Below are 22656 nucleotides of genomic sequence, written 5' to 3' on the forward strand. Positions count from 1 at the left end.
CGATATGTCAAACTCATTAAACCGCCGTAACTGGATAAAAAGTAGCGCACTGTTGGCCGGAGGCGTTGCTTTTTTAAGCAGCACCGTTAGTAAACTGGCTGCCATGCCGGTGATCCGCAAATTTAAGGCAACTAACACGCTGCTTGCCGAACAGGAAGCCGTGATTGCTGCACCGCCAGTGTTTAAGGCAAGATTGCTGGCAAATGAAAATCCGTTCGGTCCGTCTGCCGCGGCAAAGAAAGCAATTGTCGATTCATTAGACACAAGTTACCAATATGCGTTTATGGCTTTGAGCCAACTGGCGGGTAAAATTGCATTACACGAAGGAGTGCTGAATAAAAACATTTTGATGGATGCAGGCTCTTCGCCATTATTGCTGGCTGCAGCTATGCATTATGCCAAAGGTGGTAAAAGCATCATCACCGGCGATCCATCTTATGATGACCTGCCAACACAAGCCGAACATTTTGAGGGAAAATGGGTAAAAGTGCCCCTTACGGCAGATTATAAACTCGATTTGGATGCTATGGAAGCTAAGGTTGACAGCAACACCGGCCTGGTGTACATCTGTAACCCAAACAACCCTACTGCTACTGTGGTAGATACCGAAAAACTGAAAGCATTTTGCGAGCGTGTATCAAAAAAGGCGATGGTTTTTGTGGATGAAGCTTACATAGATTACCTGCCCGATCCGGCCGGCACCACGCTTATCAGCGGTATAAAAGCGGGGCAAAACATTATTGTAGCGCGTACTTTCTCAAAACTTTACGGCTTCGCAGGCATCCGTTGTGGCTATATTGTGGCTCAGCCCAATACTATCGACACCTTGTCCATATATACCAGCGGTGCATTTGCCATATCGGCCACCACGCTTGCCGCTGCAATGGCCGCCTATCAGGAAACCGACTACCTGCAGGATGCACTTAAAAAGACTAACGCTTCTAAAGAGTACTTATACAGCGTTTTGAAGAAGGAGGGTTATACTTACATCCCGTCATCGGCAAATTTTGTAATGTTCCCCCTAAAGATGGACGGTAAAAAGTTTGTTAGCGAAATGATGAAACGCGGCGTAGGCCTGCGCAACTGGAAACTGGCCGGCCAGGAATGGTGCCGCATCAGCATCGGTCGTATGGACGAAATGGAAGCCTTTGCGGCGGCGTTTAAGGAGATCTCGTAGGTTGTTGGTGACAACACCAACAAAGGCTAATTAAACAAAATAATAAGTCGTCATCCCGAACTTGTTTCGGGACCCCATCATACGGTCACGATATGCAGGTCCGCTTTGCATGACGCGTACTTTGCCTATGGGTTGCTGAAACAAGTTCAGCATGACGATAGTCAAAATAACATGTTACTAATGCGCAAATTACTTTTAACGATTTCTATCGCACTTATCGGCGTTTTCGCCTTTGCACAGGATAAAACCCCTAATCCGCGCCCGCTTACACTGGCCGAGTACAGCAAGGCAAAAACCTACACCATCGCTAATCTGGATAACGATACCTATGTGAAGTTCGACAACGCTTACGTGCTGGATAGGTACGAAAGCCGCAAGCCCTACTTTATCACCGGCAGCGACAACCTCAAAAAACGCATCGACTTGTATAAATTCATCGCTAAAGAGGGTATGCATGAGATTGGCACCATGGTGTTCTACACCAGCGAAACCGGCAAGCGTTACCAGGCCTTGGTACCTGATTTTACCTCGGATGCAGCGGTATGGGCAGCTTATTTTCAGGATATTGACGATATCAATAAGGTAGAGAAGAACTTCATCCTGAAACTGAGCTATGTGCTTTCCAAGGAATTCAGCTTCCAGCAATATAAGGTGCTGAACGCGGGCAAGGATATGAAAGAAGAATCGGCCACTTACGGTAACGACATCTGTTTTCCCGGCGATGAGCTGGTAACCATGGCCAATGGTGCAACGAAACTGCTTAAAGACGTGAAAAGTGGCGATGAAGTAATCACCATAGACCCGCTTAGCAAAAAGGCTACCGCCACCAAAGTAAAGGAACTGACAGTGCATGCAGCCAAGAATTACGCCCTTACGCAGTTGGTGCTGGTATCGGCACAGGAAAATATTAACGCGAGCGGCACAATTGTAAGCCTGCGCGCCAAGGTGTTGAAAGCCACGCCAAACCACCCGATGTTGACTAAGCAAGGCAAACTTAAAATTGGCGACATTGCCATTGGCCAGCAGGTGCTTTGCCTTAACGATTTTACCGGCAAGTATGAAGCTTACACGGTGCTGCAAAAAAACGAGCAAGCCGGCGGCGTGCAAAACGTTTACAACATCGTAGCCGAACACGGTAGTACCATCATGATGAATGGGGTAATGGTGATGCAGAAGTAAGCATCAGCTAATTTTTTATCGTAGAGACGCGATACTTCGCGTCTTGACAATCCATTCACGATTGCTGGGAGGATTTGCATGCGGAAGACGCAAAGTATTGCGTTTCTACGGTAAGAAGCTTTGCCGTATTTATCGTAATTTGCCGGTAGAAATGGAGCATGTTTTTACCGGTGGCGATGAAAAGGTAAGCGATGGGATGTACATCCTGAAGGACAAGAGCATAACACAGTTAAACGCCGTGCTCATTGCCCGCCACTCGTCGGTTACGGCTTATGAGGAATTGGGCGGGGAGCCTTTAACGCCCGTTAAAATACAGGTTGATCGGGCCATTTTTAATGGGAGGGAAGGGGCTAATGAGGTAGAAATAAGCATTAACAGCCACCCGGATTGCATTGTGCTCCACTGTACTTGTAGTCAGTCTAAAAGCAAACTCTGCAGTCATCAATCCTCGGCACTGCTGCAAATCATCGGCAACCAAAATTACCTGATATTTTTTGATGACAAGCTGCGGTACGATAAGCTTCGGAAATTCGCCGCTGATTACGGCATGGCCGATGTAGCCAATCCCGACGAGCACTTTGTACCCGTATTGCAGGATAGCCGCCTCGTTATCAAACCGAAAAACAAGGCTTTATTCCCGGTGAGTAATGCAAGTTTGATGGATTTAGAGCGGCAGCTGATGTTCCAATCCGCGCCTGATAGTGCACCGAAATCATTAACAGATGAGGATACCAGGCGCATCCTGGTACTCAAGCAGCATAAATTTTACAAACACCTGCTGGTAGAACTTTACGATGCCTCCACCGCCAAAGATGGACGCATCAAAAACCCGCTCTTGCAGGTTGCCCCGCTGCAATTGATAACGGATACCAATGATGCGCTCGAACTGAAATTCTTCACCGCCGTATCCCGTTTTCAGCAAAATATCGACGCGAAGATCAATCAGGCTAATTTAGAGGCTTTGCGGTCGATCATCAAGAATCCGCTTAACCTGGATTGCTATCTGCACAATAGCGAGGTGTCAGAAAAAGTATCGGCTTCGGCTTTGCAGCCTGTTGCATTGCGCAGCATCAACAAGGGTTTGCAATTGACGGTGGATGAGAACGGCGAGTTTTACGAGATATCCGGTGAGCTACACTTGGGCGAGGTGCGGTACGCGGTAAACAAATTGGAAACGGCTTTCGGCTATTTCATTAAATTAGACAACACGCTTTACCTGGTGAAGGATTTGCAGATGATGGGTGCGATGGGCCTCTTCAAATCTTCGGGCGAGAACCTGCTGATACACCGCTCGCAATTCAAGGAGTTCCGCGCCAGGATATTGAATAAGCTGGAAGAGAGTATGGCGGTGCATTATCCCTACATCCTGAAGGCCACGCCTGCGCAGCTGAAGAAGCATCAGTTCGATAAGAACGAGATGATTATTTATCTGTCGGATTTTGGGCAACACGTGATGTTACTCCCCGTGATGCGCTATGGCGATGCGGAGATACCCATCCGCAAGGATACCCAGATATACGCCCCCGATAGTAATGGCAGAGAGTTTTTGGTACAACGCAACGATACGGCCGAAAAGCATTTCAACAGTCTCATCATTCAACAGCATCCCTATTTCGAAGAGCAGGTAGGCGATGAGATACAGTACTTCTACCTCCAGAAAAAGCGTTTCTTAGATGAGAATTGGTTCTTGGAAGCCTTCGAAGCCTGGAACAAGGCGGGCATCACCATTTTGGGTTTCAACGAGCTTAGCGGCAATAAGCTGAACCCCAACAAGGTGAATATCACCATCAAGATACTCAGCGGCATCAACTGGTTCAATGCGCATATCACAGCCAAATTTGGTAAACGCAGGGCATCGTTGAAGCACCTGCACAAGGCCATCCGCAACAAAACCAAATTTGTGCAACTTGATGATGGCACCCTGGGCATATTGCCTCAGGAATGGCTCGAAAAATTCGACAAGTATTTCAGGGCCGGGCAGATATGGGAAGATGAGTTGCGCATCCCCAAAACCAATTACGAAACTATTGAGCAACTCTTTGAAAAACAGATGCTGGATGAACAAGTGAAGCTGGAGATTAAGGACCTTCACCGCCGCTTTGCCAATTTCGAATCGATAGCGGAAGTGCCCGTGCCCGATACCTTGCTCACCACCCTGCGCCCTTACCAAAAACAGGGTTTGAACTGGCTGAATTTTCTGGATGATTTCCGCTTCGGCGGTTGTTTGGCCGATGATATGGGTTTGGGCAAAACTATACAGATATTGGCATTCATCCTATCGCAACGCGAGAAGGTGGCGCAGAATACCAACCTGTTGGTGGTACCTACATCGCTCATATTCAACTGGCAGGCCGAGGTTGCCAAATTTGCGCCATCGCTGAAAATACATACCATTTACGGTGCCGATAGGGTGAAGAGCATTGCGGATTTCGATAAATACGAGTTGGTCGTCACCTCTTACGGCACGCTGCTGGCGGATGTGAATTACCTTAAAGATTATACCTTCAATTATGTCTTTTTGGATGAATCGCAGAATATTAAGAACCCCGGTTCGCAGCGGTACAAGGCAGCCAAATTGCTGAATGCCCGCAACCGGATAGCCATTACCGGTACGCCGATAGAGAACAATACCTTCGATTTGTATGGTCAGCTATCCTTTACTTGTCCGGGTTTGCTGGGCACGCATCAGTATTTTAAAGAGATATACGCCGTACCTATCGACCAGTTTAAGGTGAGCAAACGCGCCAGCGAATTGCAGCAAAAGATACTCCCCTTCGTGTTACGCCGCACCAAGCAGGAGGTTGCCGCCGAACTGCCCGAAAAAACCGAAATGGTGTTGCATTGCCCCATGGACGAGCAGCAGCGGAGTATTTACCTGGCCTACGAGCGCGAGTTTAGGGAATACATATCCGCCACCACGCAGGATGAATTACCCAAACGAGCCATGCATGTACTGAAAGGCCTCACCAAGCTGCGGCAGATATGCGATTCACCGCAATTGCTGCAGGGCGAGCGGGTGCCCGGCAATGCTTCTTCTAAGATAGATACGCTGATAGCCGAGATAGAAAGTAAATCGCCAAACCATAAAATACTGGTGTTTTCGCAGTTCGTAGGTATGCTCGAGTTGATTAAAGCGGAGCTGGCAAAACGCAAAATCGGCTTTGCCTACCTTACCGGGGCTACCCGCAACCGCGAACAGGTGGTGAACAATTTTCAGGATAACGCGGCAACCCGCGTGTTTTTGGTGAGCCTGAAAGCAGGCGGTACAGGCCTCAACCTCACTGCCGCCGATTATGTTTATTTGGTAGACCCCTGGTGGAACCCCGCCATCGAAAACCAGGCGATAGACCGTGCCTACCGTATAGGTCAGCATAAAAACGTGGTAGCCGTTAGGCTGATATGCCCCGATACCATCGAAGAAAAGATTATCGTATTGCAGGAGACCAAGAAAGAACTGGCGGGGAAGCTGGTATCATCGGATACGATATTCCAATCGCTTACTAAGAGCGATTTGTTGGGGTTGTTATCGGTGTTGTGAAAAAAAATGTCATTTCGAACCGAGGAACGAGGGAGAACTATCTCTTGAACGAAGTGAAAAAATCTTGTTAGATATGCAAAGCTCACTACTATGCTTACGATTGCAAAGTTCGATACTATGCAGGTCTATCAAGATTTCTCCTCGCTATCGCTCTATCTAAATGACAATACGAAAGATGACGATTGCCATCAATGCCCCGCCACATCTCCTTTATCTTTCCGCTGGAAGCTGTAAATAAGGTAGCCAAGCGCGGGTAGGATGAACAAGCTACCCAGCAACAGGGCAATGCCCAAGCCTTCGATTGCTTTATCGGCACCACGGTCGGCGAGGAGGGAAAGGTAGCCGCCATTTTTCAGGATGACGATGTTAGGGTAATGCTTGTAGGTGGTGGTAAGCAAAATCATGGTCATCTGGAAGCCGGCCAGTACGCGGATGATGAACCGTTTGCCTTTGATGATAAGGTACCACATAACGCCCAACGAAAGACTGGCCGCGCTTACGGCCAAAATGCCGATGATATTCCCAAACACCCATTGTACCAACGGTATCTTCTCCTCCACCGAGGCAATAAAAACTAGTCCACCCGCTACCACGGCTGCAATATTCATGAACCGCGCCTTGCGAATGAAGCGTCTGGTTTCCTCGGGGTCCTGCGCCTCGCCAATGAGGTAAATAGCGGCCAGAAATCCGCAAAGCGCCACAGTAAAGAAGCCGATGGCTACCGAAAACCAGTTTAGCCAGCTATACACATAGGCCGTCATGAAATCGGTGGCGCCGGTATCTATGCGCCCGCTAACTGCACTGCCTGCAATAATGCCCAGGAACAGGGGCGTAATAAAGCTGGAATACACGAATATCTTATTGTACACGGCCTGCATATTATCGGTAACAGCGTCGTAGTTGCGAAAAGTAAGGGCCGTTCCCCGCGCAATAATGCCCATCAGCATAATCACCAGCGGGATATGCAGGTAGGTGCTCATGGTAGTATAAATCACGGGGAAACCTACGAAGAGTATCACGATGGCAATAATCAACCACATGTGGTTGGCCTCCCAAATAGGGCCAATGGCATTGTACATGATACGGCGCGTGCGGTTTTTATTGGCGTTGGAGGTAAACAGCTCTACAATGCCCGCACCAAAATCCGCCCCGCCCATTACCAGGTACAGTAACAGCGCCAGCCATAAGAAACCCATTACCACGTAAATCATCATAAGTTTTTCGGTTTAATTCGTAACTGTGGGTTCATGATCGTAAAGTACGGGTACCATTTTTATTTGGCGATAAAGCAAAAAGGTAACCGCAATACTCAGCGTAAAATACACCGCGGTGAACAGGTAAAAAGAATAGCCTATACCCGGCATAGGTGTCACCGCATCTGCCGTGCGCATCACGCCTTGTATAATCCAGGGTTGGCGACCAACTTCGGTCACTGTCCACCCGGCTTCGACGGCAATAAAGCCGAGCGGTGTGGCAGCGATGAACAGCTTCAGGAACCAAGCTTTGCTAAACCAGCTTTTCTTTTTTGCCAGGGCGATAAGGTAAACTACCCCAAGGGCCATCATAGCCATGCCCAGGCCTACCATTAGTTGAAAGGCATAGTGCGTTACGGCAATAGGGGGCTGGTCGGCAAGGGGTATCTGGTCGAGGCCTTTTACAGGCGTTTTGAAATCATCGTAAACCATAAAGCTCAGCATGCCGGGCAGTTCGATGGCGTAATCCACTTTTTTATTCTTCACATCGGGTATGCCGCCGATGATGAGGGGTGAGTAGGGTTCAGTCTTGAAATGGGCCTCCATGGCGGCCAGCTTGGCGGGTTGCCTTTTGGCCACCATCTTGGCCGAGATATCGCCGCTTAAGGGCTGCAATATAGCCGCCACCACGCCGAATATTGCCGCTATTTTAAAAGAGCGCATATGGAAATCAACGTTCCGTTTCCGCAATATCATCAGCGCGTGCACACCGGCTACGGCAAACCCGGTTGCTGCAAATGCCGCTACGCACATGTGCAAAGCCTGCGAAAACCAGGCGGGGTTAAACATGGCCTTTATGGGGTCGATATCGGTGTACTTGCCGTTTACCAGCGTAAAACCTGTAGGGCTGTTCATCCAGGCATTGGCTGCTACTACCAGGATACCCGATGTTAGACCGCTAATACCCACGATCACCCCGGTAAACCAATGGAACCATTTGTTGAACCTGTCCCAGCCATAAAGGAAGAAGCCAAGCGCGATAGCTTCGATAAAAAAGGCAGTACCCTCCAGCGAAAATGGCATGCCGAATATGGGTCCTGCGTGTTTCATAAAGGTGGGCCAAAGCAGCCCCAGCTCAAACGACAGGACGGTGCCCGATACCGCTCCCGTAGCAAAAAAGATAGCTACGCCTTTGCTCCAGGCCTTGGTTACGTTCTGGTAAATAAGATTATTGGTTTTGAGGTACATAAAGTGCGATACCGCCATAAAAAAGGGCATCACCATACCTATGCACGAAAATATGATGTGGAAGCCGAGGGACAATGCCATCTGCGAGCGCGCGGCCATAAAATTATCCATGCCGTAAATTTACGCAAATGCGGTTTCAACGCTTTACCTATCAAGCAATTATTGCAATTTAAATTGATTATGTATTGTGGTTATAATTGGTTTTCTACTGTTTTTAAACTATTCGTAATTGCCTATCGTCTGTCTGCTACATACTTAGAATTAGATGATACAGCGCTTTGTTGTATCGATTCGGAGGAATTAGCCGACCGGTATTTTAATGGCTATTTTGCCCTTAGAAATTCTTACTTTAGCCACAGCCCTTAAACTTAGCCAATGCTTACCGTTCGGTAATTTATGGAGATATATTTTTCAAACTTATGGCTTCGTAATTTGCCTTGCTATTGCATTGTTTTGCTGGCAATGTTCTACACGGTAAATTCGCGTGCCGAAGGAAGCAAAGAGCTTGCCTCCAATGGTGGTAATCGTGCTTATCTTTTATCCTCCACGGTAGCAAATCCTTCATACCCCTTTCCTACGCCTGGCACCATGAAGGTTTATGTAAAGGAAGGTGAAACTATTTATGTAGGCTCCAGCACACAGGGGCAAAACTTGGGCACTATTAACCTGCGCTCGCCCGATGGTGCCACTTACACCAGCGGTAACTCAAAAACAGTAGGCTTTATCGGCACCCGCGCGCAGGAAGTTGCCGGGCCGCAACCCAATGTTGGCGGTTACCTGGCCTTTACCCGCACGGTATTGGCAGGTCAGGGAGGCATCTGGGAGATAGATTTTATATCGCCCAATAATGGCGGCGATACGGGCGGCAACCCGCCGCAATTGGCTGTTGATGCGCAATGGGTGCAACCCTCCAACCGCTATATCGCTGCGTTCGATGTTACGGTGCGCAATGCAGGCAATACCGCATTTTTAACCGGAAGGGTGTTCACTAATGTACTAACGGGCATCCTGGGTACTTTCGACGTGGGTTTTAACGCCATATTGCACATCCTCACTAAAGATGGCTACCATTACACGCTGGATAATAACGGCCAGGCAGGCAACGGGTTTACATTTTTTGCCAATAACAAGGGTTTCCGCAATGCCGATGGTACGCCATCATACAAAAGCGTAAACAACACCAGCAGCCCAGATGTGTATAACCCCGCAAATGACGATACCCCTTCAGACATCACCCATAAAATATTCTTCAATACCCCGGCTGCGGACCTCCCCGCATCTGCAAATACCCCTGTGGGCACTACCTGGCTGGTAAACGTACCTGTTTTACCCACTTTAAGCAATATCAGCTTTATAGGGGCCGATGGCATCAGCGGGCAAACCAGTACGGCAAATCCCGGTGGGAAAATTAAATTCACGGCTACGGCAAATGGCAGCTACACCATTAGCATAGATATTAATCGCAACGGCGTTTTTACCGATGGGATAGACCGAATACTAAGTGGCACCATCAATGCGGGCAGCAATGAGGTGGTTTGGGACGGGCAGGACGGTGCCGGAAGCGTAGTACCGGCAAATGCGGCCAGTTACACCATAAATATCAACGTATCGCTGTTTGCTGCGGAGGTACACTTCCCGTTTTTTGATGTGGAACGTAACCTAAACGGCATAAAGCTTACACGTACGAATGGTGCTAACTCGCCCGATAATACCATTTATTGGGACGATAGCCCCATTACCCCAAATGGTGTACCATCCAACCCCGTAACCAATACCACAGGCCTAAGCAGCCTAACCAACGGGCACAAATGGGGCGGCCCGGCCCTGAGTAGTAACGACGATGACGACTTTGGTAATAACAAAAGCATCGATACCTGGGCCTATGTGATCACTTCGGCCCTGGCTGCCAGCCTGGATGTTATCGTGAAAGCACCAAACCCCGATGGCGTCATCTTCGTGCCGAACATCATCACGCCGAATAACGATGGCAAGAATGATATTTTCGAAGTGAAAGGCATAGCGGGGTTCCCCGGTAGCCGTTTGATGATTTTCAACCGCTGGGGAAACCAGGTTTATAAATCGGAGAATTACGCCAACACCTGGGATGCCAATGGTCTTGCCGATGGTACCTATTATTACCTGCTTGAACTAAACACCGGCGAACCCAAACGCACGGTGTACAAGGGCTGGCTATATATCAACAGACGGTAAATGAACAGGCTCAATAAATATATACTGCTATTTGCGCTGGCGTTTGCTTTGCAGCAGGCCCGGGCGCAGCAAACCGTGCAGTTTAGCCAGTACATGTTCAACGGCCTGGTGGTTAACCCCGCTTATGCAGGTTATAAAGAAGACTGGACGCTGAACCTGGCCAGCCGCCTGCAATGGGCCGGTATCGATGGCGCACCGCGAACCAACACCATATCTGTAGATGGTGTGCTGGACCCGGATAGCAAGAACGCTGCCCTGGGCTTTTTAGTTACTAATGACAGGTTAGGTCCCGAAAATAATACCTCCTTTTACGGCAATTACGCTTATCGCCTCCGGCTGGATGATGAGGACACCAAACGCCTCAGTTTTGGCTTTGGGGCGGGGCTGGTGCAGTACCGTATTGATGGTTCAAAATTCAGTCCTATTGATCCAACCGATGGCGGCATCATCGGCAATGAGAACACGCTGATAGCCGATTTCAGGCTGGGGGTATATTACACTACACCTTCGTTTTACGTCGGCGCATCGGCATTGAATTTGTTTTCTAAACCAATATCTGGTGCGAATACTTTAGTAATAGACCCGGTTCCGCACGTGTACCTCACCGCAGGTACGGTAATCGCGCTGAGTAACACCATCGATATCAAGCCCTCGGCCATGCTGAAAGGAGACCTGAAAAGTCCGGCGGGTTTAGATTTAACTACCTACCTGCTCTTCGATAAAAAGTTGTGGCTGGGTGCGTCGTACAATACGGGGGTAAACATCAACAATAAATACAACCAATATAAGGGGGTAGACAAGAACAACACGATAACCGCCATAGCGCAGTTCAATATCAACGGTTTCCTGCGTTTCGGTTATTCGTATGATTTTAGTACCAGTGCGCTCGCAACCTACCAAAGCGGCACGCACGAGGTTTCGCTAAGTATCAGTTTCCGGCGGAAACAGCCAAGGGTAATTAGTCCACGCTTTTTTTGATGAGCAATATGAAGAAGATACAGATATTTCTGGTGTTGATACAATGCGTTACGCTGGTAAGCGCGCAGGAGCAGCTCAGCAAAAAGCAATTGGCTGATAAACTTTTCGAGCGATACGAATATTACAAGGCTCTTAACCTGTATCTGCCCCTTACCGACAAGAATAACCCCGACGTGCGCGTGGTAGAACGCGTAGCCGATTGCTACCGACTGATGAACGATAGCAAAAATGCCGGAAACTGGTACGCCAACGCTATTACTTACTATAACGCGCAGGCAATAGATTGGTATTACTACGCTGAGGCCCTGTTGCAAAACAATAAGCTAAAGGAAGCCAGAACGCAATATACGGCCTATTACAACAGCGTGGGCAAACCCGAAGAATTGCAATTCAAACTGGCTACCTGCGATTCTGCCGCTAAATGGATGGCCGCGCCAAATAAAGGATATACGATTAACCAAGATAAAAAGCTTAACGGCATTTATGCCGAATGGGGTGTAACCTACTACGGTGGGAATGGTGTCGTTTTTACGTCAGACCGTATTGCCGGGAGCGAAGACGCCAAACAAACGGATAACCGTACGGGCAATGCCTATTTTAAATTGTTTAGGGCTAATAAGGATAGCGTTTTACTGTTGCCGATGAGCAGCGAGGGTGGCAAAATATTCAATGGCGATTACCATGCCGGGCCGGCCACTTTTAATGCCGCTGCCGATACTGCCTGGATAACCATTACCACAACCGTGCCACGCGGAAAACTACCTGTGGATAAGCGCGATAAAGGAAGCCACCAACGCCTGTACACCCGCAGGCTGATGCTTATGATGGCGACAGAAAAAGATGGCGTATGGGGTATTTTTAAGAATTTCGCTTATAATAATATTAAGGCCTATTCTGTTGGGCATGCGGCTTTATCTCCCGATGGCTCTTTGCTGTATTTTACATCGGATATGCCGGGTGGCGAGGGTGGAACCGATATTTGGTACTGCCAAAAACAAAGCGACGGATCCTGGGGCAAGCCTGCTAACTGCGGCAATACCATTAATACAAAGGGCGATGAGGCTTTCCCGGTAATTCGTAATGATGGCGATTTGGAATTCTCTTCCGATGGTTTACCGGGTATGGGAGGCTATGATTTATTTGAGGCCAAAGGCAAAATGGCCGAATGGAGCACGCCAGTCAACCACCGATATCCCGTCAACAGTACGGCGGATGATTTTTACTTCCTGACGGCTGATGGGCTAAGCGGCTACTTTTCCAGCAACCGCGCAGGCGGAGCGGGGAACGATGATATTTATAGCTTCAAATATCAACCACAAGCGCAGCCTGTAATGCCTGCACCTCCGACCGTTATCGTATCCACGCCAAAGCCGCTGTTCGATCCGCAGGATATCCATGCGATTATTTATTACGATTTGGATAAATCTAACATCCGGCCCGATGCCGCCGCGGAGCTGGATAAACTGGCCGAGGTGTTAAAGGCCAATCCGCTGGTAAAGGTGAAGCTGGCTTCTTATACTGATGTGCGGGCATCGGGCAATTATAATATCGGCCTATCCAAACGGCGCTCCGAATCGGCTATAGCGTATTTGGTTAAGCAAGGCATTGCACCGGCCAGGCTCTCCGCAGGTTGGTTCGGCGAAGAGAACCTCGTAGCCGATTGCCCCGACCATAGTTCCTGCACCGAAGCCCAGCATCAGCTGAACCGCCGTACCGAGGTGGTGTATGATGGGGTGTTAAAGTAGAACCCGGCAACACCAACATCCCGGTGGGCATAACGGCAATAACGTATGCACCTATAAGGGCTATGCTTTAAAAAAGCATAGCCACAATACGGGGCAATGGGGCGCAACCGATTTTAATACATCGCACCACGGCACCAACTGGAACCCGTCTAAGTATTATACTGCTGCCGCTGCGTCTTCAGAAACAGGCGACAGTGTGGAGACTCGTCCTAAGAATGCAGCTATTTACTATATTATTTTCGCCGGCCTGATACCATTCTTTTTCCTCCTGTTTAATCATTGGCTCCGCTCTGCTTATCAGACCGGGGCTTTGTTGTTTTTCTACCGCCGCTGTTGCAACAGAATAAACACTGTTTTCGTTGATTACCGAAATATCGCCGATGTTAATTTGCGATTTTAGAACTTAAATAATTGTTTATCAATTAGTTGATTGTTTGGCATCTTGTTGGGTTGTACTCTTTCAAATCAACATTTGCAAACGCATGTCATCTATCCCAACCAATCTATCGTCGGCCCCATAACCATCTTAAATAGGGGGCTTTTCTCATCTTAGTGTCACAAACACACCAGGTTTGAAATGTTTGTCCAGGCTGGCCGTCTACAATCGTAACAGCAAAAAACACAGGATGTCTACAAAATTCATTTTAGTGTCACAAACACACTAACCATCAAAATAATCGTAAACTAAGTTGACTATATTAGTCAACTTAGTTTACCTTTGTGTTATCATTTACAAAGTCATGAAAAACGTTGCTACCTACCAAACAGATACCGCCGCAGTCGCTGCTAACAGGGCCGCAACTTCTACGCTGCTAAAAGCCTCCACTAAATACATGGTTGATGCACTGGGCGAGGGTATAAAGCAAAGCCTTAACGGTATGGATATCAACGTAGAGTTCATCACCCTAACCGTACGCAGCGTTGCGCAGGCTTCTGGCAAAGGCGTAAAAAAACTAATTGAAAAATACAGCGCAGCGGGCCGCCAGGTAGCCCAAAAACGCTTTCACTATAATACTACAACTACACTATCTCATTCCTAATACCAACACAATGAAAACGATTCATAAACAGCTTTATAAAAGCACCCTGTTATTACTGCTATTGCTTACAGCATCCATTGGGTTGCGGGCGCAAAACACCGTAGTAAAAGGTACCATAACCGATGCCAAAACGCATAAGCCAATGCCTTACGTAACCGTAACATTTGCAGGCAGCACCATAGGCGGCGGCACCAACACACAGGGCCGCTACAGCATCAGCACCACCGAAAAATACAACCAGATACAGGTGACCTTTGTTGGTTTTAAAACAGCAACCCGCACTATAGAGGCAGGCAAAGAACAGGAAATCAACATCGCCCTGATAGAAGATAACCAAACACTGAGCGAAGTGGTGGTAAAATCGGGCAAGAAGAAAAAATATACCAATAAAGATAACCCCGCAGTAGAGCTTATCCGTAAGGTTATTGCGCATAAAAGTCAAAACCAGCTCGAGAATTATAACTTTGCCGAGTACAAACAGTACGAGCGTATGAGCTTTTCGCTGAGTAACCTAAGCGAAAAATTTAAAAACAAACGCATATTCAAAAATTACCAGTTCTTGTTCCGCGAGCAGGATTCTACGCTCATTGGCGGCAAAACATTGCTGCCGCTTTATCAGGAAGAAAAACTATCTGATAACTACTATCGCAAATCACCCTACGCAAAAAAGCAGGTGATATCGGCCAATAAACAAGTAAAGTACGATGAAAGCTTTGTGGATAACCAGGGCCTCACTACCTACTTTAATCGTATGTATCAGGATATCAATATCTATGATAACAACGTGTCGTTGCTGAGCAACCAGTTGCTAAGCCCTATTGCCGATCACTCGCCCGATTTCTATAAATTCTTCATCACCGATACGCTTAAAGATCAAAAACCGAATCTGATAGAGCTGAGCTTTACGCCGCGCAATACCAACGGCATGCTGTTTGAGGGCAGGATATACATTACAATGGACGGCAACTACGCCGTGCAGAACGCCGTGCTTACCGTTAATAAAAACATCAACCTTAACTTTGTGCGCCAGATGCAGGCCACACTTGCCTTCGAGAAAAACAACGACGGCAAATATCACCTGAGCCAAAGCGATCTGAAGATCGATTTCGGCATCAATAAAAACAAAGGTGGAGGCGTATTTGGCGAGCGTTTGGTATCTATTAACAACTTCGTGGTAAACTCGCCGCGTACAGATGATACCTACAAAGGCCCGGCGCAGGTTTTAGCTGCCAATGCCGATGAAAAAGACGATACCTATTGGCTGATGACCCGCCCCGATACATTGGATGCAGCCGCTGCAAGCATCTATAAAAATATAGATAGCCTGCAAACCATCCCATCGTTCAAAAAAACGATGGATATTGCTACGCTGGTGCTTGCCGGCTACAAAAATTACGGCAAGTTTGAGGTTGGCCCGGCAAATACCTTCTACAGCTTTAACCCGGTAGAAGGCTTCCGTTTGCGTTTAGGTGGCCGCAGCACGCCGCAGCTAAGCAAACGTTACTACTTTGAAACCTATGGTGCTTATGGTACCAAGGATAAAGAGTGGAAATACTTCTTAAGCAGCACTTATTCCATCAACAATAAATCCATCTATTCGTTCCCGCAGAACTATATCAGGGCCAGCTTCCAGCACGATACCAAGGTGCCGGGGCAGGAACTGCAATTCGTGCAGGAGAGCAGCGTGCTGCTGTCGTTCAAACGCGGTGCAAACGATATTTGGCTGTATAATGATATCTTCAGGTTAGATTACGTGCACGAGTTCAGCAACCACCTTTCGTATACTATCGGTTTCAAAAAATGGAACCAGGATGCCGCCGGTGCCTTGCGTTTTCAAAACCTGCTGCCCAACGGTAACCTAAACGATGTGGGCACTATACATACTTCCGAGCTTTCGGCACAATTACGCTGGGCCCCGCACGAAAAATTTTACCAGGGCAAGCTGTACCGCACGCCTATACCTGATAAGTACCCCATTTTTACGCTGAACTATGCACAAGGCGTTAAGGGCCTGGCAGGCGGCGATTACAATTACCAAAACGTAACGGCCAACATCACCAAGCGTTTCTACCTGTCGCAATTGGGCTTTACCGATGTAAGTACAGAGGGCGGCTATTTATTTGGCCAGGTGCCTTTCCCATTGCTGGATATTCACCACGCCAACCAAAGTTATGCGTTCCAGCTCTACTCGTATAACCTCATGAATTTCCAGGAATTCGTGAGCGACCATTACGCCAGTGTTACTATCGATCATAACTTCAACGGCTTTTTGTTTAACCGCGTACCATTGCTTAAGAAACTGAAGCTGCGCGAGATCATCGACTTTAAGGCACTTTGGGGCGGCGTACGTAGTGAGAACGACCCAACCAACAACGCCAACCTGCTGCGTTTCCCATCAGGGGCAAACGGGGGTACTTATGCCCTGGGCTCAACCCCGTATATCGAAGGAAGCATCGCGGTAGGCAACATATTTAAATTGCTGCGTATCGATTTGGTGAAACGCTTTACTTACCTGGATAATCCGGGTGTATCACAGTACGGCGTAAGGGCATTTGTTAAGTTCGATTTTTAATGTAATTTCGTTTAAACCAGTTGTACCTTTAAGCGTTATATAATCATGGCAGAAGACTGCAATGCAATTGAAGATTCTAAAAGGATCACCTGTAAATTGGTGTACCTGTTGAAACGTTCTATAGACGATTGGAGCATGAAAAAGCTCTGCCGCTTGGATAACCCCGATTTTAACAATGCGCATATTCCATTTTTTATGAGCATAGGAACTATCGGCATAACCAACAACGCACTGGCGGCTAAGATGGGTGTAAGTAAGCAGGCAGCCAGTAAAATTGTTAAGGAATTGGAAGCTACCAACATGGTGCGGAGTGAAAAATGCCCCGACGATGCCCGGGCATCTATGCTTTACTTAACCCCGCAAGGTGAGAAATTTTACCTGCACTTAAAAAAGCAGGTTGATAATTTAGAGAACGAATACAAAAAGGTAGTAGGCGTAAAAAACTACGAAGCTGCTATAGATGTAATGCTTAAACTGGTAAAATTCCACGAGGATTATAATTGCGCGGGAGAGCCGGTTTAGTGATAGTAATGAAATAATTTAGGGAATATATAGTTTTCAAAAAGAAGGCCATGGGTATAAAACCTGTGGCCTTTGCTATTGACACGAATTTCACGAATTGAGTTAACACTAATTCCACGAATAAGGCCAATTTCACGAATTGATAGGTACGTTTTATAAAAGACAAGTTGAGCTAACAAGAATTCCACGAGTTAAGAAAAATTAGCGCAAACCGACCGAAGGGAGCTCATTAATCCCTTGAAAAAACGATAGAAATATTAATAGCCCCCGGCAAGCAGAGTCACCTTGCAATCGCAGACCTAGCCTGCCGAAGATTGCCGCGCTGTCGCTCGCAACGACGTAGTTGGTAATTGTATGACTACACCGGCATCGTCGGGTCAACCTTTGCGGTAACCTTTTTGTAGATAGAGAAGCCGCCATAAGCGTAAACCACAGCAATAAATACATATACCCAAATGGATATATTTCTTCCGGCGAATATTAAATAGGAGTAGGGGATGCTGAAACATACACAGGCAATGAGCAATTGTGTCATGAATGGTTTTTTCTTGCGCATGTTTTTGATTACCCAGCCCAAAAAGAAAAAGAACAGCGGCTTGCTTACCAAATAAAGAATGGCAAGCAGCAACGGGTTAACATCGTGCTCTTCGCCTAGGCTGAACAGCCAATCTTTAAACATTTCCAAATACTCCATCATTGGATGCAAGGTAGGGTTTTCCAATCAATCTGCAATGATTTTGTCGCCGGGACAATCTTTTGTATCGGCATAAAATAGCTAGATTAGAGCTTTATAAACCAACTTATTATGCGTGTATTGATTTTGGGTGCTACAGGCCGCACCGGTAAATTGCTTTTGCAGGAAACATTGGCGCGAGGCTATGCAGTAAACGCATTAGTGCGCGATAAGAGCAAGGTTGCTATGCATCCCGCATTAACACTGTTCGAGGGCTTGCCCACCGATGCCGCAGCCCTAAATAAGGCTATGGTAGGTTGCGAAGCTATCCTGAGTGCATTAAATATTTCCCGTAATTCTGATTTTCCTTGGGCTAAGCTGCGCACGCCTGCAAATTTCCTTTTTGAGACGGCGAAGAATATTATCGAGCTTGCGCTGCAGCACGGTATCAGCAGGGTTATCCTCACCTCCGCATGGGGCACTAACGATACCCTGAAAGATATCCCCTGGTGGTTTAAATGGGTTATCGAAAACAGCAACGTAGGCGTTGCCTATCGCGACCATGAACGGCAGGAGGATATGTTCGCTGCATCCGGCTTAAATTATACTGTAGTGCGGCCTGTGGGTCTTACCAATTCTTCAAAAAGTAAAACCGTTTTGGTTAGCCTGGCCAATAATCCAAAGCCCCTCCTCACCATCAGCCGGGGCGATGTAGCGAAGTTTATGGTGGATGCATTGCTGGGGAATCTTTTCGCGCGGCAGATGCCGGTCATATCTTCCTGAAAATACCTAACTCAGCCCGTTTCAGGATACCGCCAATTAACTATGAGTGTTTATTTTTTTTGATATACGGGTTGTTTTTTTCTATAGATCCTATTTATTTGTAGCATATTTATTACAAATGAATTTTATGGTTATTTATTAAAATATACTGGTTTAAACGTATATATTTGGCGTATATAAAGCCGTAAGCTGCTGTTGTTTAGGTTTTTTAAACGCAGTGTTATATTGTCATAGTTGCAATATTATGAATGTTGGCAAAAAAGCCGCGGTGATCATAATTCAAATTTAGTACAACCTTATCATATTCTAAGATGAATAACCTTACCTCATCCACAATTTTATTGGCTCAACTTGTCTACAGAAGAACAAAGGCAGTTACGCTAACGCTCATTATCGCAGTAGTTAGTGCATGTGCATTCGCTGCAAAACCTATACCCGCTGTGGTTCATGTTCGCAGTGCGGCCTTTGCATATACCATAACTTCCTTTTCACCGGCATCGGGTGCTCCCGGTACTTTGGTTACCGTAACAGGCAGTGGATTTACATCGGCTTCGACACTCGCCATTGGCGGGAAACCTGCCATAGTAACTTCTTATACCGCTACGCAAATTGTGGGTATGGTAATGCCGGGCGCTATTACCGGTAAAGTGGTAATTGCCAGTGTAAGTTCTTCCACCGATTTTACAGTAACCGAAACGCCATACCCGGTCTTCCAACAAGGCGCAAAACTTATCGATACAACGATAAAGTATGGCCCTTACAACTCGGTGTTCGAAAGTATCGGCCAGGGGAAAACAGCTGCCCTGGCTGCTGATGGGAACTCAGCAGTTGTAGGCAGCAGCTCAAGCTATCTTTTTTACGCCCGTAAAAACAACAAGTGGACGGTATCCGCAGTATTTGTAGGCAATACCCCATTCAGAACACTTAGCAATTACCTTGCTTTAAGCGCAGATGGCAGCACCGCATTAACAGGACACGACGCGGGACCCGCTAAGTTGTACAAACGCACTAATGGCGCATGGCAGGATGCCGGTACGCTAAACGATTCTTTAGGTAACGTAGTAGGGCTTTCAGCAGATGGCAAAACAGCCATATTAGGTAAAAATAGCTATGGTGGCAGTTATAGTGGCGGCGAAACGGGCCTTGGTATCACCATCATGAAACTTGTTGGCAATACCTGGCAGAAACAACAGGTAGCGGATGTTCCAAACTACACAGAAGAGCATGTGTACCTAGGCATGATTCGTTTTGATGAAGAGGGTAACGTGACCAACACCCCTCAATATTATACGGTGGGCAGGGGATCTCCGGGCAACCGCGTGGCCATAAGCGCCGATGGCAAAACGGCCGCAGCATCTTCTTTTCAAAACGCCGGCCGTTACAACCGCCTTTTTAACCTGGGTTACACCGCTATTTACAAGCTATCGTCAACGGGGTGGGAAGTGCAGGCAGTGCTGCCGCAATATGGTGATTTTAAGTTTAGTGCCGATGGCAATACTTTTTTGGCAGGCGGGCTTGTTTACACACGGAACGGGGATACATGGAGCCTCCAACAGTATTTACCCTACGGCGGGGGGGCTATGAGTGCCGACGGCAACACCATTGTGTTTGCCGCCCCAACGCCAGCGGCTTTTATCCGTGCAGGCAATGGCTGGGTGCAAAAAGAAATACCTGCGCCAAACCCGGCAGCTGTTGCAACAGAGGATAGACTGAACAATATTGCCCTCAGTGCAGATGGCTCCACTGCATTTTTCGGTATCCCCGACGATGCTACACGCAAAAGCCAATATAATAATCAGCCACTTGGTTCGGTAACAGTTTACGGTACTGTTCCCTATAACCCACTTGATTACGCTACAACCATAACTTTTTCAAACACAACCGCTACCACCACCACCTTAAGCTGGCCACGCGGCAACGGAACTACCAACCGGGCGGTGTTTTTAAAGATGGGTACTGATGGTGTACCTGCAGCTATTAACGGTACAGCATATACCCCCGATAGCTCGTTTATGTCGTTTAACTCCTGGCCAAAAATAGCCAGTGTGGCCGCTACCGGTTGGTATTGTGTTTACAACGGAAAAGGAGGCTATGTAAATATTTCAGGACTTAGAACCGGTACCACCTACACGGCATCGGTTGTGGAGTACACCGGCAGCGCCGGAGCCGAAACCTACCGGGTTACCGGGGTTAAAACGAAGGTAACTACACCCATTGTTGCTCCTAATTACGCAACGTCTGTACGCGCTAATCCCGGTAAAAACCCTGCCACGATGATGAGCATCGAATACTATCCTAATGGGCCGATACCGGTAGGGCTCGCCATATTTGTGAAAGAAATAGGTTTAGCCAGCAGTATTTTTTACCCATATAATTATAGTGAAATACCTTTGCCCGGAACAGCATCTTACGCGGCAAACAATAAATTTGGTACAGGCGAACAAATAGGCGGTAGTGGCTGGTTTTGCGTTTACAACGGCGTACCTTCGCCGAACGCGGTAAGCGTAACCGGTTTGCGGCCCGGTGCATATTACCGTGTTGTTGCTGTTAACTATAACGGAAGCAAATCAAAACCGGTTTACACTGAGCCAGACGATAGGGGTAGTACGGGTGATACCTATAGAACAAATAGCTTCGACCCGCCAACAGGATATGCAACGGCTTTAACATTCAGCAATACAACAGCAACATCCAGTACTTTAAGCTGGACTAACGGCACCGGTGCCTCGCGCGCAGTATTTATCAAAGCAGGTTCGTTAGGTGCGCCCGTGATTTATGAAGGATATTATAGCCCCGAAGCAAGTAATCCATATACGCTAGGTAACCCAGTTTACCAGCAATCGGGTAACACAGATTGGTATTGCGTGTATGCAGGTACAGGCAGTTCTGTAAATTTATTAGGCTTATCACCTTCAACCACCTATCGCGTTGTGGTGGTTGATTACAATGGCGGCGACGGTGCCGCACCAGCAGCCTTTGTGGCGCGTTTTAATGGCGCAAATGTAACTACCCCGGCGCCCGTTGGCGCACCTGCTACACCGCCAACAGGCTACGCAACTGCTTACGCATTCAGTAATACGGCACCAACATCAACTACATTAAGTTGGACAAGCAGTAACGGCGCTGCGCGTGCGGTATTCCTAAAAAAAGGCACGAGCGGCGCACTTAACGTACTGCAAGGGCATGCTTACACAGCCAGTAACACATTTGGCCTGGGCGATATGGCAGGCACTAATGGCTGGTACTGTATTTATAACGGCACTGGCAGCAGCGTAAACATAGCCGGCTTAAGTGCATCAACCACCTATAGGGCAATTGTGCTTGAGTATAATAAAGTTACAGGCGTTGCAGGCACAGAAGGCTATAACCTAAGCCGGTATAACGGCGCAAATGTTACCACTACCGTAGCACCGGCCCTGGTGCTTACCACCAACCAAAAACGGATGCTGGTAGAGCAGGAGGTACTGGCAGATAACGCCACGCCTGATTTGAATATCCACCAGGGGATGTCGCCCAATGGGGATGGTGCCAACGATGTGTTCACGATAGATGGCATAGGTGCTTATCCGCAGAATACCGTTAAGATAATGAATAGCAACGGTGATGTAATATACACAGCCATCGGCTATGATAATTACCTAAAAGCATTTGATGGACATTCTGCAAAAGGAGATTTGCAAAAAGCAGGAACGTATTTCTATGCACTGGAATATAAGAAAGGTGCCGATACGATACGCAAGACCGGTTATTTGGTGATCAAATATTGAGATAATCAGGTGGCCCGATGGAGGTATTTA

Annotated in this window: 14 protein-coding genes; 11 read left to right on the plus strand and 3 right to left on the minus strand. The window is 47.4% G+C overall.

Features of this window, described 5'->3' with window-relative positions:
* Positions 1 to 4 precede the first annotated feature (4 nt).
* From E2R66_RS05835 to E2R66_RS05845, 3 genes are all read left to right on the plus strand, one after another.
* On the plus strand, positions 5 to 1177 hold the full coding sequence (locus tag E2R66_RS05835) for a pyridoxal phosphate-dependent aminotransferase (RefSeq protein WP_133227912.1): 1173 nt from the start codon (positions 5 to 7) through the stop codon (positions 1175 to 1177).
* A gap of 180 nt (positions 1178 to 1357) precedes the next feature.
* Positions 1358 to 2356, plus strand: coding sequence for a hypothetical protein (locus tag E2R66_RS05840; RefSeq protein WP_158288340.1), 999 nt, complete (start codon positions 1358 to 1360; stop codon positions 2354 to 2356).
* A 151-nt stretch (positions 2357 to 2507) separates the two neighbouring features.
* On the plus strand, positions 2508 to 5894 hold the full coding sequence (locus tag E2R66_RS05845; RefSeq protein ID WP_240049243.1) for a DEAD/DEAH box helicase: 3387 nt from the start codon (positions 2508 to 2510) through the stop codon (positions 5892 to 5894).
* Between the two features lie 188 nt (positions 5895 to 6082).
* On the opposite strand, the gene E2R66_RS05850 is transcribed toward E2R66_RS05845, so the two are convergent.
* Positions 6083 to 7105, minus strand: a complete 1023-nt coding sequence (locus E2R66_RS05850) for a cytochrome d ubiquinol oxidase subunit II (protein ID WP_133227998.1) — start codon at positions 7103 to 7105, stop codon at positions 6083 to 6085.
* 15 nt (positions 7106 to 7120) lie between these two features.
* Positions 7121 to 8446, minus strand: coding sequence for a cytochrome ubiquinol oxidase subunit I (locus E2R66_RS05855; protein ID WP_133227908.1), 1326 nt, complete (start codon positions 8444 to 8446; stop codon positions 7121 to 7123).
* A 351-nt stretch (positions 8447 to 8797) separates the two neighbouring features.
* Here E2R66_RS05855 and E2R66_RS05860 point away from each other — a divergent pair, with 351 nt between their 5' ends.
* The 6 genes from E2R66_RS05860 (at position 8798) to E2R66_RS05885 (ending at position 17403) form a co-directional block, all read left to right on the plus strand.
* Positions 8798 to 10546 carry a gliding motility-associated C-terminal domain-containing protein gene (locus tag E2R66_RS05860; RefSeq protein WP_158288341.1) on the plus strand — a complete coding sequence of 583 codons (1749 nt, stop codon included), beginning with the start codon at positions 8798 to 8800 and terminating at the stop codon, positions 10544 to 10546.
* Positions 10547 to 11524, plus strand: coding sequence for a PorP/SprF family type IX secretion system membrane protein (locus tag E2R66_RS05865; protein ID WP_133227904.1), 978 nt, complete (start codon positions 10547 to 10549; stop codon positions 11522 to 11524).
* Positions 11525 to 11532: 8 nt separating this feature from the next.
* On the plus strand, positions 11533 to 13269 hold the full coding sequence (locus E2R66_RS05870) for an OmpA family protein (protein ID WP_158288342.1): 1737 nt from the start codon (positions 11533 to 11535) through the stop codon (positions 13267 to 13269).
* 740 nt (positions 13270 to 14009) lie between these two features.
* On the plus strand, positions 14010 to 14309 hold the full coding sequence (locus E2R66_RS05875) for a hypothetical protein (RefSeq protein ID WP_133227900.1): 300 nt from the start codon (positions 14010 to 14012) through the stop codon (positions 14307 to 14309).
* Positions 14310 to 14319: 10 nt separating this feature from the next.
* Entirely contained in the window at positions 14320 to 16881 is a 2562-nt protein-coding gene (locus tag E2R66_RS05880) for a DUF5686 and carboxypeptidase-like regulatory domain-containing protein (RefSeq protein ID WP_133227898.1), read from the plus strand.
* Positions 16882 to 16926: 45 nt separating this feature from the next.
* On the plus strand, positions 16927 to 17403 hold the full coding sequence (locus E2R66_RS05885) for a MarR family winged helix-turn-helix transcriptional regulator (protein WP_133227895.1): 477 nt from the start codon (positions 16927 to 16929) through the stop codon (positions 17401 to 17403).
* A gap of 358 nt (positions 17404 to 17761) precedes the next feature.
* Here E2R66_RS05885 and E2R66_RS05890 read toward each other — a convergent pair whose 3' ends face one another.
* On the minus strand, positions 17762 to 18100 hold the full coding sequence (locus E2R66_RS05890; protein WP_133227893.1) for a hypothetical protein: 339 nt from the start codon (positions 18098 to 18100) through the stop codon (positions 17762 to 17764).
* 108 nt (positions 18101 to 18208) lie between these two features.
* On the opposite strand from E2R66_RS05890, the gene E2R66_RS05895 reads away from it, so the two are divergent.
* Both E2R66_RS05895 and E2R66_RS05900 read left to right on the plus strand, forming a co-directional pair.
* On the plus strand, positions 18209 to 18859 hold the full coding sequence (locus tag E2R66_RS05895; RefSeq protein WP_133227891.1) for an NAD(P)-dependent oxidoreductase: 651 nt from the start codon (positions 18209 to 18211) through the stop codon (positions 18857 to 18859).
* Between the two features lie 311 nt (positions 18860 to 19170).
* Positions 19171 to 22626, plus strand: coding sequence for a T9SS type B sorting domain-containing protein (locus E2R66_RS05900; protein ID WP_133227889.1), 3456 nt, complete (start codon positions 19171 to 19173; stop codon positions 22624 to 22626).
* Positions 22627 to 22656 lie beyond the last annotated feature (30 nt).

This window comes from Mucilaginibacter psychrotolerans, from assembly GCF_004519315.1.
Lineage (GTDB): Bacteria > Bacteroidota > Bacteroidia > Sphingobacteriales > Sphingobacteriaceae > Mucilaginibacter > Mucilaginibacter psychrotolerans.